Below are 16,566 nucleotides of genomic sequence, written 5' to 3' on the forward strand. Positions count from 1 at the left end.
GGAGTTATCCCCAGACGACGGTGTAATACGTCGCGGCCGCGCCGATCAGCGCGAAAACCGACGCGCAGGTGACGGTGATCGCCGTCGCGCGCGTGGGAATCACACCCTCGGAATCGGTGAGCCGCAGGGGCACCCAGCGGGCGACGACGGCCAGCCCCATGATCGCCAGCGGCACGAAATACCGGCCCTGCACACCGTCGATGATGTAGAAATCGACCGGCGTGAAAGACATGTACAACGTCACGTAGATCATCGCGACGCTCGCCAGTACGGTCAGCGCCACGATCAGCGTGCGCCGGAAAGTGGCTGTCGCGGTGTTCATCCGGTCGGCGATACCGAAACTCACCGCGAACGCGATCAGGCACGCCAGCATGGAGACGGCGGGCACGTCGACATACGCGAATCCGAGTTCCCCGAAGAACTGGTTGAACCAGCGGTGATCCCGCAACGCGATACTCTCACCGAAGGTGTGCACGAATTGCGCCGGGTCGCTGAGGATTCCCTTCAGCTGATCACCCGGGCGCACCTCGTACCACTGGTGCGGCGGCCGCATCAGGCCCATTCCCTCGCCAGTCGGCGCGGCGATCTTGGTCCACGCGAGGAAAAGCGCGCCGCCCGTCGCCGCGAATGCCCACGGAATCAGCTTGAGTTTCCCGGTGAAACCGAGCCGGTCGGCCGGGACGACCACGACGAGCATCGCCAGCAGCACATAAGTCGGCTTGCTCAGCGGCAGCGCGATCGTGGCGGCCAGCAGCGCGCCGGTTTCCACCGGTCGCAGCCGGTCACCGATGAACAGCGCCTTCAGCAACAGCGCCGACACCATGATCGCGAGCGCGTTGGTGAGCGTGTCCGCGGTGACGGTCCCCGCCTGGAACAGCGCGATCGGCAGCACCGCGACGGTGAACACCAGCCACTGACTGCGCCGCTCGCGCAGCGCGTACAGCGCGAAGCCGACCACGGCCAGGTAGGCCACCAGCCCGGCCAGCCTGGTCAGCAGGTACATCCCGCCGACGTTCAGGCCGAGCGCCTCACCGAGCCGGATGCCGACGGCGGCGGGCACGTACGGCACCGGCGAGTACGCGGCGGTGTTGGTGAACCACATCTGCTTGGTGGCCGAGCCGATCTCGGCCGCGCCGAGCTGGTCGTAGGCGCCGGGGTCGGCCACCATCGCGTCGGGCTCGTCGGGGTTGTCGTTGTAGTCGCGGAAGGCGTAGCCCATCAGCGCGTCCACGCTGACCGGGATCTGGCCGCCGTAGGCGACCCCGCGGTCGTCGGCGATGCGCTGCGGGAGCACCCCGCCGTGCGCAACCTGGTAGGCCCGGCCGAACTGGGTCAGCTCGTCGTGACCCCAGAACGGCGGCGTGAGCACGGCGAACAGGGCGCCGAACACGGTGGCGACCACCGCGAAGGCGACCGTGGCCGCGCCCAGCCTGGCGGTCAGGGTGCGGACCGGCGCGAGGACGCGATCCTTGGCGCTCGGTGCGGGCGGTGCGGTCTTGCTGAGCTCGACGGCGGTGTCCGGCTCGGTGGAAGTCGTCACCGACGGTCTCCGGCGGCGACGTCGTCGTGCGCACCGGCGGCCGAATACCGCAGGTAGACCAGGCGTGCCGCCTCGTGGCGGGACCGGCGGATGCCGTCGAGGATCATGCCCGCGGTCCACGCGAGGCTGCCGAGCAGCATCAGGGTGAACGCGAAGAACAGCGTCGGGAACCGCGCCACCTCGTGGGTGTCGTAGAACTCGACCACGATCGGGACGGTCAGGATCAGCGACACCAGCCAGGCCAGCGTGCCGAACAGGCCGTAGAACGCCACCGGGCGCTCGTGCCGGGCCAGGCCGAGGATCAGCGCCAGGATCTTGGTGCCGTCGCGGTAGGTGCGCAGCTTGGACTCGCTGCCCGCCGGGCGGTCACGGAAACCGACCTGCACCGCGGTCTGCGGCACCCGCAGGTGCAGCGAGTGCACGGTCAGCTCGGTCTCGATCTCGAACTCGCGGGACACGGCCGGGAAGCTCTTGACGAAGCGGCGCGAGAACACCCGGAAGCCGCTCAGCATGTCCTCGACGTTCTCGCCGAAGACCTTGCCGACGACGCCGTTGAGCACCTTGTTGCCGGTCTCGTGGCCGGAGCGGTAGGCGCTGGTGTCGCTGTCGTCCTGCTTGCGCACACCGAGCACGTGATCGTAGGGGCCGTCGAGCAGCGTCTTGATCATCAGCGGCGCCGCGGACGCCTCGTAGGTGTCGTCACCGTCGATCATCAGGTAGACGTCGGCCTCGATGTCGGCGAAGGCGCGGCGCACCACGTTGCCCTTGCCCTTGGTGTTCTCGTAGCGCACGATCGCCCCGGCCTCGCGGGCGCATTCGGCGGTGCGGTCGGTGCTCAGGTTGTCGTAGACGTAGACGACGATCCCCGGCACGGCGGCCTTCAGGTCGGCGACGACCTTGGCGACCGCGGCCTCTTCGTTGTGGCAGGGGACCACGGCGGCAATGCGAAGCTCGGTGGAGTCCACCCGGGTCAATCCTCGATGTAGGCAGCAGTGGGACACCGGGAGGGTACACAGCGCACGTCCGATCCGCTCACCCGGTTCAGCGAGCTTAACGCGGGACCGAACGGGCCATCGGTGTACGGTCGGCCCGTGTCCCACCCCGAGTTGTCCGAGCCGGTTCCCACGTCGTTGATGTCGAAGGTGGTGACGGCGCTGCGGCAGGGCGCCGCGTTCCTCGTCGTCGGCGCGATCGGTTTCCTGGTCGACGCGGGCACCTACAACCTGCTGGTCTTCTGGGGTGGCGGAATCACCTTCACCGAAGGTGTGCTGTATCACTCGCCGCTGCTCGCCAAGATCATCGCGATCGCGGTGGCGACGGTGGTTACCTACTTCGGCAACAAGTGGTGGACCTTCTCCCACAAGAAGACCGACAACCCGGGTCGCGAATACCTTTTGTACGCGGTCTTCAATGTCGTCGCGATCGGGCTGCAACTCGGCTGCCTCGGCTTTTCCCGCTATGTGCTCGAACTGTCCAGCCCGCTGTCGGACAACATTTCCGGCACGCTGATCGGGCAGATCGTCGCGGTCGTCTTCCGCTATTGGGCCTACGACAAATTCGTCTTCACCGGCTCCTCGGCAACCGAGGAGCAACACGCGCGGGGTGCGGCGACGCCTCACTGACGGCGCGACGTCGGCGGGTGATTGATATCCTCACCCCCGCCTGCCGCGCCGCCCCTTTTCTTCACCTGACTGCTTGCGTCGGCGCAGTCGATACCGAGAATTTCGAGGACTTCATGGAACAGTCGGCTTCGGGAGCCGTGACCGAATCGAACGATCGGCGCGAGGCCGCGCCGGAATCGCTGCGTGGCGAACACGCGGCGCCGGAGCGGCTGGTGCTGGCCAGGGGCATCTTCACCGGCCCGTCGGCGCGGGTGAGCGACGAGCTCTACGCCGTCGTCAAGGGCGGCGCCGCGGTCCGCGAGCGCCTGGCACTGCACCTGCCCAAGGGCGCCACCGCGCACACCAATACCTACTTCGGCCGTTTCGCGGCCAGCTACTGGCAGCGCTGGACCACCGTCACCGAGGTGACCGTGAACGCGACCCTCGAGGTCGGTGACAAGGCCAACGTGCGCCTGGTCGCCTCCGACATCGCGGGCCACCGCCGCATCATCGCCTCGCTGGTGGCGACCAGCAGCGGCCGGGTCAGCCTGAGCGCCCCGCTCGACCAGTACGTCGACGGTGGCGCGCTGTGGCTCGAGTTCGACGCCATCGGCGGCGCCGTCGACATCACCGATCTCGCCTGGACCACGCAGGCGCCGGAGAAGGTCCGCCCGGTCGCGATCGCGATCTGCACCTTCAACCGCGCCGAGGACTGCGCGCACACCGTGGCCGCGCTGGCCTCCGACGCGACCGTGCTGGCCGCGATCGACGCCGTCTACGTCGTCGACCAGGGCACCGACCTGGTCGAGAACCGCCCGCTGTTCCAGCAGGTGCGCCCCGACTTCGGCGACAAGCTGCGCTATATCCGCCAGCCCAACCTCGGCGGCGCGGGCGGCTTCACCCGCGGCCTCTACGAGGTGTCGGCGGCCAACGAGCACGCCGACGTCATCCTGATGGACGACGACATCCTCTGCGAGCCCGAGACCGTGCTGCGGCTGCAGGCCTTCGCCAACCTGACCGTCGAACCGACGCTGGTCGGCGCGCAGATGCTGTTCCTGCTCAACCCCGACTACCTCAACGTCGGCGCGGAGGAGGTGCACCTGCACGAGCTCAAGCACGGGCAGAAGGTGCCCAAGGCGCTGCGCAACACCTCCATGCTCAAGAAGAACCAGGAGCGCCGCGTCGACGCGGGCTACAACGCCTGGTGGACCTGCCTGATCCCGGCCGAGGTGGTCGCCAAGATCGGTCTGCCGGTGCCGATCTTCTTCCAGTGGGACGACGTCGAGTACGGCATCCGCGCGCGCGAGCACGGTTTCGTCACCGTCACCCTGCCCAACGCCGCCGTCTGGCACGCCGACTTCTACTGGAAGGACTACGACGACTGGGCGCGCTACTTCTCCACCCGTAACTCGCTCATCGTCGGCGCCCTGCACACCGATCTCGACGCCAAGGCGATCACCAAGGACTTCTTCCGCTACATCGCCGAGCACCTGGTCGGCATGCAGTACGGCCTGGTGCACACCACGCTGCAGGGCATCGAAGACTTCATGAAGGGTCCGCAGGTGCTGCGCGACGGCGGCATCGACGCCCTGGCGGCGGCTCGCGGCACCCGCGGCGACTACCCCGAGACCATCAAGCACCCCGCCGCGACCCCGCCGGTGAACTCCGCCGACATCCAGGTCCGCCGCGCCAGCGGTGAGCCGAGCCGGGTCACCCTGGTGCTGATCAAGCGCGCGATCACGCAGTGGACCGGGCGCACCCAGCCCGGCCTGATCGGCGTCACCCGCGAGGACGCGCACTGGTGGCACGTCGGCTTGTTCGACCACGTGGTCGTCACCGACGCCTCCCAGTCCGGCGTGCGCGTGCGCCGCCGCGACAAGGCGCGCGCCCGCGCCCTGCTCATCCGCACCTACCGCACCCTGCGCAAGCTCCGCAAGGAACTGCCCGCGCTGCAGGCCGCGTACCGGAACGCGGTGCCCGAGCTCACCAGCCGCGAGAACTGGGCCAGGCTCTACGGGATCGATCCCAGCTGAGGTGAAACCGGGCGTCGAGCGGAGGGCTTCTCTGTTGGAGGCGGGCTTCAAGTCCTCCGCTCGTCGTCTTTGTTCCCGCCCGGTTGGTTGCCGTCAGCGCTCTGTGGTGGTCCTGGGGGTAACGTACGAAATAGCCCCGAAAGTGCACGAAGTATTTCGGCGCGCTTTTCAGGTGCTGCGCCCTGGAGTGCGAGCCAGTAGAGGACAATCCTAGTCGTCGCGGTTCCCGCGGTCAGGACTGCGACGGCATTCAGCACCGTGTCCGCGTCCATAGGATCTCGTCCCGCTAGAAGATCGATTTGCTGACGGTCGACCTGTAATCTAAGTCGCTGAATTGGAGGTGCCTAGGCTGTTGACGATCCTCGTTGCACCGACGTTCGGTTGGTAACGGTGGGCATGGACTCCCCGGCCTTTATGTTGAGTTGGCGGAACTCTGCCCCGTGTACCCATCCGTTCCAAGCCTTGAGATACAGATGTAGCTGATTGCGTGAACCATCTGCGCGTACACGGGACCGCCGCGTTCCGAAGCGGAGCATGACATTGCGGAGCATCAACCGCGGGTCGAATGGCTCGAGATTTGCTCCGGTTATCAGTCCTTCGACCCATTCGTTCTGATCGATGTCACGGCGCTGTGTGGTTGTCAGGTAGTGCCCGACTGCTGCAGCTGGAACGAGTATGCGGAAAGACTTGTTGAAGGCACGCCCCAGCTCGACGGACGTCCTCATATCGGGGTGTGCTTCCAGGAAGCTGACGATCTGCTCGTTTGTGATCATCGATGATGCGCCACTCCACACTGAATTTGGACTGTGGGTGTAGAGGTGGTGAACTCGGAGGGCTGATGCGAGGTAAGAGGAGTTAGCCTCGCCACGCAAGGCGAGAACATCCCTAGCATTTCGCTTCCGCCCGGTGTCGACAACTGAGAATGCCGCAGGGTCGACGTCGAAACTGACCTGAATTCGGACGGGGACACCGGCCTTTACGATCGCGGCGAGGCGATGCTGTCCGTCGATCAGATTGCCATGGACATCGAACGCGATACCCTGATGGGTGTATTGCCACTCTCCTCTAGCTATGGCATTCGCAAGCAGCGCAACGAATCCACGGCTGATCGGCCGGTTGGATACGTTCTTGGCGAGCCAAGTTTCGGCCTGCTGTGGGGTTACATCCATGGCTACAGTGCGCATTTCGGATCGCAACCAAGTGACCCTGTTGCGGTTTGATGATTCGTCCACCACTTCCCCCGAAGGCCCTGATGCCAACTTAGTTGGTTTGTGCTATCCGAATCTAGGTTGACACCGGTTCGAATCCATCTGCAACACGCCTCCGATGACGTGACGGGCGGGTTGATGCGCCACCGAGCGATACGGCGACTGCATTACCGCAGGTCGTTGTCATGATCGAGGCGGTGGCAGCAGGTCGTCGAAGATCAACTGATGACGGTGTGTCGCGTCATCGTGTCTTGGCGTTGGCGTGGCTTTGACGGCCTCTCAAGGATGATTCGAGTAGTCGTGCTGTAGGTCGGTCATGGTTGCAGCGTGGGGTTGACGACCATGTAGCCGCTCTGGCCTGGTTGGACCGGCCGCCATACCTAGATTCTTCTGGCTGAGGCGGATGTCCGCTACCGCCCCGCCTGTGCAAGCTGTGTTGGCGATCAGAGGCGCAGGGCGACGTGTGTGCTGGTCGCCGTTAGGCCGCGGCGGAGAACGCTAAAGGGCGCGCTCGTGTGGCAATCGCCTGGATAGGAGTCGGCACCCATGGTGGCGCCATCTCGGCCAGGCTATGTCTGAGGTCGATCAGAGTCGTTGCGGCGAAATCGTTGGCGCTGATCCGGCGTGCTGCCTTGAGATGCGGAAGAGCAGGTCTTGATTGGTTCGGTCCATGAGGCGTTCATGGACCGAGCTTCTAGCATCCCCCGCATGGCTGCGATGGTCGCATACAGCTCTCCTGGCTGGAAAGCGCGGACAGCCCGGGCACAGCACCCGCGCTGTTCGCGCGTGGCTTCTTCGATCAGCCGAGCAGGACCAGCAACAACGTCAGCAGGAAGAACACCCCGAGCACCGCGAACGGCAGCCACAGGAAGATCACCCCCGGCGTCTTCTGCGGCTCCCACCCGATCGCGCCCTGGAAGAACACCGCCGCCGGCGACCGGTAGTACACCTTGCTCCCCGGCCCCGGCCCGACCGGCACCTGGATCTCCGCGGGCCCCATATCGAACAGCCACGGCGTCACCACCCGCACGTGATACTGCCCCGGCCCCACCGGCACATGCGTCTGCCCCCACCGCGCATCCGGCACCGGCTGCCCGTTGACGAAGATCTTCGGCTTCACCAGCGCCAGCATGAACGAGGCCCACACATACGACGAATCCACCGTCAGCCCAGGCGGATTCGTCCCCTGCTGCGCCCCGCTCACCGCAGGCCCACCGAACTGCCCCGGCCCGCCCTGCGGCGGCTGCCCGAACCGACCCGGTGCTCCCTCAGGCGAATGCCCGTGCGGTGGTTGACCATCGGGACCGAACGGGGCGGCACCGTGCGGTGGCGTCCCGCCGAATTGCCCTGGTGCTCCCGCGACCTGGTGATCACCCGTCCCGAATCGGCCAGGCTCACCTGGTGGTTGTCCACCGGGTCCGAAGTGGCCGGGCGCGCCGTGCGGTGGTTGGCCGCCTGGGCCGGCTTGGCCGGGGCCACCGTGTGGTTGGCTGCCGAGGCCAGGTTGGCCGGGTTCGCCGAGTGGTTGGCCACCGAAGCTGGGTTGGCCAGGGCCGCCGAGTAGCCCGGGTGCTCCCGCAACCTGGTGGTCGCCGGTGCCGAAAGGGCTGGCTGGGTGCGGTGGCGTCCCGCCGAATTGCCCTGGTGCTCCTGGGGACTGATGGTCGCCGGTGCCGAAAGGGCCGGCCGTATGCGGTGACGGTCCGCCGAGTAGCCCAGGTGCTCCCGCGACCTGGTGATCACCTGTCCCGAATCGACCAGCCTCACCGGGTGGTTGTCCGCCGGCGGGGCCGAAGTAGCCGGGCGCGCCGTGCGGTGGTTGTCCGCCGGGGCCGGGTTGGCCCGGTTCACCGTGTGGCGGTTGGCCGCCGAGGCCGGGTTGGCTGGGGCCGCCGTGCGGTGGTGGCTGGCTACCGGGACCGAACTGGCCCGGACTGCTGTGTGGGGGTGGACCACCCGGAGCGAAGTGGCTGGGCGCGCCGTGGGGTGGCTGGGCACCCGGGACGAACCGGCCGGGTCCACCCTGGGGCGGCGGTCCGCCCAGCTGGCCGGGTGCGCCCGGCGGTGGGTTGCCGCCGGGGCCGAATCGGCCCGGTGCCCCCAGCGGTCCGCTCGCTTCGCCGGCCGGCGGCTCATCATTGGGCGGGCTGGCGAAACCGTCGAACGAGACGGTGGCCGAAGGGCGGTGCGGCGGTGGGAATTCCGGCTGCCTGGCTCCACCGGGCGCTCGACTCGGCAGCGCGCCGAACCCGGGCGGCGTCTGCGGGTGCCCGACGCCCGCATCGTGTGGTCGCCCAGCACCGGCCGGTTCGCCGAAGCTCGGCGGCGGTCCGCCGAACCCGGCCGGTGGGGGCACCAAGGGGTGTCCAGGTGTCGAAGCGCTGGGACCGGTGGCCGACGACTGCCCGAATCCGGCGGGCGGATCGGCGGGAGATCGGTCGAAGCCGGGGGCGCCGGGACCGGTGGGTGCCGGGCCGAATCCGGGCACTCCGGGTCCCGACGGTGGTTGGCTCCCGGGGCCTGTGGGTGGTCGGCCGAAGCCGGGGCCACCGGAAGGTTGGCTGGGGCCGGCGGGAGGCTGGCCGAAGTGGGGAGTGCCTGGGCCCGTGGAAGGTTGGCCGAAGTTCGGGGCACCCGGGCCAGGCGGCTGGCCGAATCCGGGAGCGCCGGGCCCACCCGGCTGACCGAATCCCGGCGGCGGAGTTCCGGGGCCACCGAATCCAGGTGGGGGAGTTGCCGGTCCACCGAAACCCGGTGGGGGAGGTCCGGGCCTGGCGTGGCCGGGCTGGGGGAACTCCGGCCCGCTCACCGACCACGGCTCGCCGGTCGGCGGGCGGCTCGGATCGGGCCGCGATGTGCCGCTGCCGGATTCGCTGGAATCCGTGGATCCCGGCTCGTCGGGGCGGTGTGCTGGTGGTGGAAAGTCGCCGGGGCTATTCATTTATCCCTCCCGGATAGCGAACCGTGCGCCCGAACCCTACCCCGGCGTCGCGTCCCCGGCCGGGCGAGGACGGGCGGATCGGCCTTCGTCGGCGGACCGGATCCGCGGACGAGGACACCGCGCTCCGGTGCAGGCAGAGGCCCGCACCGGAGCGTAGTGATCATTTGTCCAGGTAGCTCAGCGTCGCCCGCGTTCGCGATACTGGCGACGTTGCTCCTTGGCGATGGTGCGCCAGACCTGGGCGCGTTCGGCGGCCAGGCGCTTGTCGGTGCGGGCCGCGATCCACTCGTTCTCCTTGGCGAGTTTGCGGTAGCTCGCCAGGCGGCGTTCGGGCAGCGAACCGTCGGCGAGCGCGGCCAGCACCGCGCACCCCGGTTCGGTCTCGTGCACGCAATCGGCGAAACGGCATTCGGCGGCGAGCGATTCGATATCGCTGAAGGTCTTGCCGATGCCCTCGGCCGCGTCGAACAGCCCGATGCCGCGCAGCCCCGGAGTGTCGATGAGGGTGCCGCCGCCGGGCAGCGGACGCAACTCCCGATGCACCGTGGTGTGGCGGCCCTTGCCGTCGACCGCGCGAACGGCGTTGGTGGCGAACACCTCCGCGCCGAGCAGGGCGTTGGCGAGGGTCGACTTGCCCGCGCCGGACGGCCCGATCAGCGCGACCGTGCCGGACAGCAGCGCGGTGAGCACATCGAGCCCCACCTCGGCGGTGGAGCTCACCGCGAGCACCGTCGCACCCGGTGCGACCGCGCGCACCTCGTCGAGCGGGATATCCACCGCCGCATCGGCTTTGGTGAGTACCACGATCGGCTGGGCATTGCTCTCCCAGGCCAGCGCGAGCATCCGCTCGATCCGGCCCAGATCGACGTCACCGTCGGCGGCCGTGCAGATCAGCACGGTGTCGACATTGGTCGCCAGCACCTGGGCGACCGAACGCCCCGACACCGAGGAGCGGGTGATCGCCGAACGCCGCGGCAACAGCCGCCGCACCGTGTTGTCGGCATCGAGACCGACCCAGTCGCCGGTGCACAGCCCGGCCAGGTCGCGTGGGCAGGCGGCCCTGGCGGGCCCGAACGGGGTCACCACATCGCATTCGCTGCGGTCCATCCGGACGATGCGCGCGGGCACCAGGTCGCCGAGCAGGGGAAGGTATTCGGAAGCTACGGCTTCGGTCCAGCCGTAAGGGACGAGACGGTCGTGATCGACCATGAGGGAAGGTCCTTCGTCGGGGCCGAGCCCGACGGCGGGCTCAGCGAGAAGAGTTCGGGGTGGAGTCCACGTCGGCGGTGTGCGCACGCACAGCCCGCCGGGGCACGGCAATCCTCACGACCACGGACATCCACCTCCTCGTCTCTTCTCGCTGGTCCCCAGACGATGACACATCGCCGCGAACCGCGGCAACCGATTTATTTCGGCTCGGGCTTACCGAACTGCTCGTTGCGCCCGAGCGAGCGCAGCCGGAACCATTCGCGCAGGCCGGCCGGGTCGCGCCGGGTCACCAGGAAGAACCAGGAGAACCGGATCCACTCCTGTGGCAGCAGTTTGCGCATGCCCGGCTGCGACATCAGATAGCCGCGGTTGCGGTAGGTGAAGTAGCGCTTGACCGGGTCGTCCGGGTACTGGGTGTGCATCCGGCCGCCGAGGATCGGCTTGAACTCCTCGGCGCCGTTGGGGTGCAGGTACGCCGTCTGCAGACAGGTGCCGAACGGCAGACCCGAGCGGACCAGGCGGCGATGCACCTCCACCTCGTCGCCGCGCACGAACAGCCGCAGGTCGGGCACGCCGATCAGGTCGACGGCCTTGGCCGAGATCAGCGCGCCGTTGAACAGCGAGGCGATGCCGGGCAGGAAGTCCTCGTCACCGAGTTCCGAGCGCAGCCGCCGCCACACCACGCCGCGACGCAGCGGGAAGGCGAGCCGGTCGGGTTCGTCGATATCGCACACCACCGGCGACACCTCGACGAGGTTGTGCCTGCGCGCGCAATCGAGCAGTGTCGCCAGCACCTCGGGACCGTCCGGGCGGCCGTCGTCGTCGGCCAGCCACACCCAGTCCGCGCCCATGGTGAGCGCGTGCAGCATGCCGAGCGCGAAGCCGCCCGCGCCGCCGAGATTGTGCCGCGAGCCCAGGTAGGTGGCCTCGATCGGCTGCTGGGCGACCAGCTCGGCGACCTCGTCCTCGTTGGCGTTGTCGACGACGATCAGATGATCGATCGGCCGCGACTGCGAGGCCAGCACCTTCAGCGACTCGGCGAGCAGCTCGCGGCGCTTGTGCGTGACGACGACGCCGATGATCCGCGCCTGCGGCCCGGTCTCGGTGTGCAGGTCGGCCGGCTCGGCCCCCGGCGGCAGCTCGGCGTCGTCGGGCAGCACGGTGGTGTCGGCCTCCAGCCGATCGGTCATGCTGAACCCGCCGGGCACCGCCGGTTTACCGTCGTCCGCACTCATGCCTTGTTCTGCTCCAGTTCTCGTTCGCCGTCCGCGCCGTCCGCGCTCTCGGTCTCCAGCTCACGCAGCACCTGTGCCACGTGGTTACCCGCGTCGGGACCCTCGTACGCTCGCACGACTTCTTCGATGCCGCCCTGCAAGCGGATCTGACCGTGGTCGACCCACATCGCGGTGTCGCACAGCTGGGCGAGGAATTCGTTGGAATGGCTGGCGAAGACGAGGATGCCCGAGCGCGCCACCAGCGACTGCAGCCGCGTGCGCGCCTTCTTCATGAACTCCGCGTCGACCGCGCCGATGCCCTCGTCCAGCAGCAGGATCTCGGGGTCGATGGAGGTGACGACGCCCATCGCCAGGCGGACCCGCATGCCGGTGGAGTAGGTGCGCAGCGGCATCGACAGGTACTCGCCGAGCTCGGTGAAGTCGGCGATCTCGTCGATCTTGGACATCATCTGCTTGCGGGTCTGACCGAGGAACAGGCCGCGGATGATGATGTTCTCGTAGCCGGAGATCTCCGGGTCCATGCCGACACCGAGATCGAACACCGGCGCCACCCGGCCGCGGATGCGCGCGCTGCCGCGCGAGGGCTCGTAGATGCCCGACAGCAGCCGCAGCAGGGTCGACTTGCCCGCGCCGTTGTGGCCGACCAGGCCGACCCGGTCGCCTTCCTTGAGCGAGAGGTTGATGTCGCGCAGCGCCTCGACGACCACCACATCGGAGCTGTTGCGCCCGATCGCGCCGCCCGCCTTACCGAGGAACGCCTTCTTCAGCGACCGCGACTTGGCGTCGAAGATGGGGAACTCGACCCACGCCTGCTGGGTTTCGATACTCACACGGCTCATCGGGGACTGCTCCTAAACCCAGTACGGGACGCGGGCACGGTACTGCTTGAGCGCCAGGATCGCGACGATCCAGCCGACCACCGTGATGGCGCCGACGATCGCCCAGTGGTGCCATTCCGACGGCTCGCCGAGCAGTGGCGCGCGCACGATCTCCAGGTAGTGGAAGGTGGGCACGATCTCGATCAGCTTGGCCCGGTCGCTCATCCCGCCGACCGAGTTCTCCAGCGCCTTGGTCGACCACATGACCGGGGTCAGCACGAACAGCATCAGCGTCATCGAGCCGAGGATCGGGGCGATGTCGCGGTAGCGGGTGGAGAAGATGCCGAACACGATCGACACCCACATGGCGTTGAGGAACAGCAGCACGATCGCGGGCACGGCCAGCAGGACCGACCAGTTCAGATCACGCCAGAGCGCGAACCCGACCAGCAGGACCGCGTAGATCGCGGCGTTGTGGATGAAGAACAGGAACTGCCGCCAGACCAGGCGATACACGTGCACGCTGAGCGCCGACGGCAGCTGTTTGATCAGGCCCTCGTTGGCGATGAAGACATCGGAGCCCTCGAGGATCGAGGCGCTGATGACGTTCCAGACGATCAGTCCGATCGTCACATACGGCAGGTACTCGCTGATCGGCTGATCGAGCAGCGTCGAATACAGCAGACCCATCGCCAGCGCCTGCAGGCCGGTCGCGATGGTGATCCAGAACGGGCCGAGCACCGAGCGGCGGTAGCGCTGCTTGATGTCCTGCCAGCCCAGCGACAGCCATAGCTCGCGTTGTCCGAAGCCGTCCCGCATGTCCTTGAACGCGCGCCGGAAGGTCTGCGAGTCCGACACCATCGGCTCCGCGACCAGCAGGGGCGAATCCGTGGTGTGCTCGGCGTCGGCGATCTCGGCGATCTCGGCCTCGGTCACCGGGGGATTGTCGTCGGAATGCACGGGGCTCTCTTCGGTACGCGCGTCACTCTGGTCGGAGACCGAATCGGGACGAGCGGCAGCTGCGGGCACGGTCCCCGACCTTACAGGGTGGATCGGTGGCCGGTACGGCGTGTTCGGCCGGTCCCGGGCTACAGGTACTGCCCGCCGCCCACGTGGCCACCGGCCTTTTGATCACCCGCGTGCATGCCCGGCGGCAAGGCGCCCTGACGCATCTGTTCCAGCTGGGCGCGGGCGGCCATCTGCTGGGCGAACAGCGCGGTCTGGATGCCGTGGAACAGGCCCTCGAGCCAGCCGACCAGCTGGGCCTGGGCGATCCGCAGCTCGGCGTCCGACGGCACCGACTCGTCGGTGAACGGGAGGGTCAGTCGCTCCAGCTCCTCCCGCAGCTCGGGCGCGAGGCCCTGCTCGAGCTCGCGCACCGAGGACTTGTGGATCTCCTTGAGCCGGGACCGGCTGGCGTCGTCGAGCGGAGCCGCCCGCACCTCCTCGAGCAGCTGTTTGATCATGGTGCCGATGCGCATCACCTTGGCGGGCTGCTCGACCATGTCGGCCAGCGACTCACCCGAATCGGCGTCGTCGGTGGCGCTGCGCTCGTCGTCGGGCACGACCTGCCCGGTGAACGTGGCGCCGCCGTTCTGATCGGCGGGCACGGTGAGCGGACGGCCGTCGGGGCCGATCACGACGATGGATTCCGGTACATCCTCGGAGTGCGTCATATCCCCATCATTGCGTGTGTGGCAGGTTCGCGCTAAAACCCCGACGCGGTTACACCGGGACGCCCGCTGCCCTTAAAGTGGCGGGCATGACTTATGACGTCGCGAGGGTTCGGGGCCTGATACCGTCCCTGGGCGACGGCTGGATCCACCTGGACCCGCAGGCGGGGATGCTCGTTCCCGACTCGGTATCGCGTGCCGTCTCAACAGGTTTCCGCACCTCCTCGTTTTCCCATATCGGCCGCCACGGTGCGGCGACCCGCAGCGGTGCGATCCTCGACGCCGCGCGTGAGGCGGTCGCCGATCTGGTCGGGGGAGATCCGGCCGGCGTCGTGCTCGGACCCGATCGCGCGGTCCTGCTGGCCTGGCTGGCGGAATCGCTGAGTTCCCGGCTCGGTCTCGGTACCGGCATCGTGCTGTCCCGGCTCGACGACGAGGCCAATGTGGCCCCCTGGCTGCGCATCGCCAACCGCTACGGCGCGCACGTGCGCTGGGCCGAGGTCGAGATCGAGACCTGCGAGATGCCGTCCTGGCAGTTCGAGGAGCTGATCGGCCCGACCGCGCGGCTGGTGGCGCTCACCGCGGCGTCCCCGATCGTCGGCTCGGCGCCCGCGGTCCGGGTGGCCGCCGACCGGGTGCACGACGTGGGTGGCCTGCTGGTCGCCGACGCGTTCGGCGCGGCGCCCTACGCCCTGATCGACATCGACGAACTCAACGCCGACGTGGTCGCCCTGAGCGCGCCGTCGTGGGGCGGCCCGCAGGTGGGCGCCCTGGTGTTCCGCGATCCGGCCTTCCTCGACCGCATCCCGTCGATGTCGCTCAATCCCTATGCCAAGGGTGCTGAACGGCTCGAGGTCGGCGGCCATCAGTACGCGCTGCTGGCCGGGCTCACCCAGTCGATCGACTTCCTCGCCGGACTCGACGAGCGGGCGCGCGGTACCCGGCGCGAACGGCTCGAGATGTCGATCACCTCGCTGCAGGACTATCACGACCAGCTCTTCGACCACCTCATGCAGGTGCTCGACAAGATCGACAACCTCACCGTGATCGGCCGCGCCTCCACCCGCATCCCCACCGTCAGTTTCACCATGGCCGGGATGCAGGCGGAGAAGGTGGCGGCCAAGCTGGCCGACAACCGGATCGGCACGGTCAGCGGCGTGCACGGCGGCAGCAGGCTGCTCGACGCGCTCGGCGTCAACGACGAGGGTGGCGCCGTCACCATCGGCCTGGCGCCCTACACGACCCGCTACGAGATCGACCAGCTCGGGCGCGCCCTCAGCTCGCTCGAATAGTCACCGGACGCGGAGCACGACCTTGCCGAAGGTCTCCGGCGAATCGAGCAGTTCGTGCGCGCGCCCGGCCTCGGTGATCGGCAGCTCGGCGGAGATCACCGGCACCACCTCGCCCGCGGCGATCAGCGGCCAGAGCCGTTCGCGCACCGCCGCCACGACCTCGGCCTTGCTGCCCGCGCCGACGCGCGGCCGGTTGCGCACGTTCGTCGCGTGCACCGTGCCCCACTTGCCCAGCAGCGTGCCCAGATTCAGCTTCCCGGCGACACCGCCCTGCATCCCGATGACGACCAGCTGCCCGTGCGGGGCCAGCGCCTCCACATTGCGCTCCAGGTACAGCGCGCCCATGTTGTCGAGGATGACATCCGCACCGAAGCCGCCCGCGGGCGACGGCTCGGCCGCGACCACAGCGACGAAGTCCTGCGTCTTGTAGTCGATCAGCAGTTCGGCGCCCAGCTCGGCGCACTTGGTCAGCTTCGCGGCCGATCCGGCCGTCACCGCCACCCGCGCCCCGAGTCGCCGCGCCACCTGGATCGCGTGCGTCCCGATCCCACCGCCGCCACCGTGGATCAGCACCAGCTGCCCCGCCCGCAGCCCGGCCGTCAGCACCAGGTTCGACCACACCGTCGTCGCCACCTCGGGCAACCCCGCCGCCGCGACCAGGTCGAGCCCGTCCGGAACCGGCAGCAGCTGGGTGGCGGGCACCGCGACCAGCTCGGCGTAGCCGCCGCCGGACAGCAGCGCGCACACCCGATCCCCGATCCGCCAGTCCCGCACGCCGTCGCCGAGCGCGACGATCGTCCCCGAACACTCCAGTCCCGGCACCGAACTCGCGTCGGCGGGCGGCGGGTAGAACCCCCGCCGCTGCAACACATCCGCCCGGTTCACCCCGGCCGCGGCGACCTCGACCAACACCTCGCCCGGCCCCGGCTCGGGATCGACCGTGACGGTCCACTCCATCACCTCGGGCCCGCCGAACCCGTTCAATTCGATCGCCTGCATCAGGCCTGGCCGCCTCT

At 68.5% G+C, this 16,566-nt stretch carries 14 protein-coding genes; 4 read left to right on the forward strand and 10 right to left on the reverse strand.

Annotated elements, in window-relative coordinates:
* Positions 1-4: 4 nt before the first annotated feature.
* Together AB0H54_RS14635 and AB0H54_RS14640 are read right to left on the reverse strand one after the other, a co-directional pair.
* The gene (locus AB0H54_RS14635; RefSeq protein WP_357345833.1) at positions 5-1,540 is read right to left on the reverse strand and encodes a DUF2142 domain-containing protein; all 1,536 of its coding nucleotides are present in this window, start codon (positions 1,538-1,540) and stop codon (positions 5-7) included.
* On the reverse strand, positions 1,537-2,505 hold the full coding sequence (locus AB0H54_RS14640) for a glycosyltransferase (protein WP_355284084.1): 969 nt from the start codon (positions 2,503-2,505) through the stop codon (positions 1,537-1,539). Before AB0H54_RS14640 ends, AB0H54_RS14635 begins: the two co-directional genes overlap by 4 nt.
* A 126-nt stretch (positions 2,506-2,631) precedes the next feature.
* Here AB0H54_RS14640 and AB0H54_RS14645 point away from each other — a divergent pair, with 126 nt between their 5' ends.
* Positions 2,632-3,162, forward strand: a complete 531-nt coding sequence (locus AB0H54_RS14645; RefSeq protein WP_357345835.1) for a GtrA family protein — start codon at positions 2,632-2,634, stop codon at positions 3,160-3,162.
* 113 nt (positions 3,163-3,275) lie between these two features.
* Positions 3,276-5,174 carry a glycosyltransferase gene (locus AB0H54_RS14650; RefSeq protein WP_357345837.1) on the forward strand — a complete coding sequence of 633 codons (1,899 nt, stop codon included), beginning with the start codon at positions 3,276-3,278 and terminating at the stop codon, positions 5,172-5,174.
* Positions 5,175-5,518: 344 nt separating this feature from the next.
* Here AB0H54_RS14650 and AB0H54_RS14655 read toward each other — a convergent pair whose 3' ends face one another.
* Together AB0H54_RS14655 and AB0H54_RS14660 are read right to left on the reverse strand one after the other, a co-directional pair.
* Positions 5,519-6,343 carry a hypothetical protein gene (locus AB0H54_RS14655; protein ID WP_357345839.1) on the reverse strand — a complete coding sequence of 275 codons (825 nt, stop codon included), beginning with the start codon at positions 6,341-6,343 and terminating at the stop codon, positions 5,519-5,521.
* An 838-nt stretch (positions 6,344-7,181) separates the two neighbouring features.
* Entirely contained in the window at positions 7,182-7,586 is a 405-nt protein-coding gene (locus AB0H54_RS14660; protein WP_357345841.1) for a hypothetical protein, read from the reverse strand.
* A 78-nt stretch (positions 7,587-7,664) separates the two neighbouring features.
* On the opposite strand from AB0H54_RS14660, the gene AB0H54_RS14665 reads away from it, so the two are divergent.
* Complete coding sequence (locus tag AB0H54_RS14665) at positions 7,665-7,946, forward strand: hypothetical protein (protein ID WP_357345843.1); 282 nt, start codon at positions 7,665-7,667, stop codon at positions 7,944-7,946.
* A 1,554-nt stretch (positions 7,947-9,500) separates the two neighbouring features.
* On the opposite strand, the gene rsgA is transcribed toward AB0H54_RS14665, so the two are convergent.
* From rsgA to AB0H54_RS14690, 5 genes are all read right to left on the reverse strand, one after another.
* Positions 9,501-10,532 carry a ribosome small subunit-dependent GTPase A gene (gene rsgA, locus AB0H54_RS14670; protein ID WP_357345845.1) on the reverse strand — a complete coding sequence of 344 codons (1,032 nt, stop codon included), beginning with the start codon at positions 10,530-10,532 and terminating at the stop codon, positions 9,501-9,503.
* Positions 10,533-10,729: 197 nt separating this feature from the next.
* Positions 10,730-11,767: a glycosyltransferase family 2 protein gene (locus AB0H54_RS14675; protein WP_355284070.1), complete on the reverse strand. Its 1,038-nt coding sequence runs from the start codon at positions 11,765-11,767 to the stop codon at positions 10,730-10,732.
* Positions 11,764-12,606, reverse strand: coding sequence for an ABC transporter ATP-binding protein (locus AB0H54_RS14680; protein ID WP_355284068.1), 843 nt, complete (start codon positions 12,604-12,606; stop codon positions 11,764-11,766). The genes AB0H54_RS14675 and AB0H54_RS14680 overlap by 4 nt, the downstream gene beginning before the upstream one ends.
* A gap of 12 nt (positions 12,607-12,618) precedes the next feature.
* The gene (locus tag AB0H54_RS14685) at positions 12,619-13,446 is read right to left on the reverse strand and encodes an ABC transporter permease (RefSeq protein ID WP_357346597.1); all 828 of its coding nucleotides are present in this window, start codon (positions 13,444-13,446) and stop codon (positions 12,619-12,621) included.
* Between the two features lie 227 nt (positions 13,447-13,673).
* Positions 13,674-14,261, reverse strand: a complete 588-nt coding sequence (locus AB0H54_RS14690; protein WP_357345847.1) for a bacterial proteasome activator family protein — start codon at positions 14,259-14,261, stop codon at positions 13,674-13,676.
* An 86-nt stretch (positions 14,262-14,347) separates the two neighbouring features.
* On the opposite strand from AB0H54_RS14690, the gene AB0H54_RS14695 reads away from it, so the two are divergent.
* Positions 14,348-15,550, forward strand: coding sequence for a cysteine desulfurase-like protein (locus AB0H54_RS14695; RefSeq protein WP_355284063.1), 1,203 nt, complete (start codon positions 14,348-14,350; stop codon positions 15,548-15,550).
* Here the strand turns inward: AB0H54_RS14695 and AB0H54_RS14700 are convergent, their stop codons facing one another.
* Positions 15,551-16,549, reverse strand: coding sequence for an NAD(P)H-quinone oxidoreductase (locus tag AB0H54_RS14700; protein ID WP_357345849.1), 999 nt, complete (start codon positions 16,547-16,549; stop codon positions 15,551-15,553). It lies immediately after the preceding gene.
* Positions 16,550-16,566 lie beyond the last annotated feature (17 nt).

This window comes from Nocardia sp. NPDC050718 (assembly GCF_040654235.1).
Lineage (GTDB): Bacteria > Actinomycetota > Actinomycetes > Mycobacteriales > Mycobacteriaceae > Nocardia.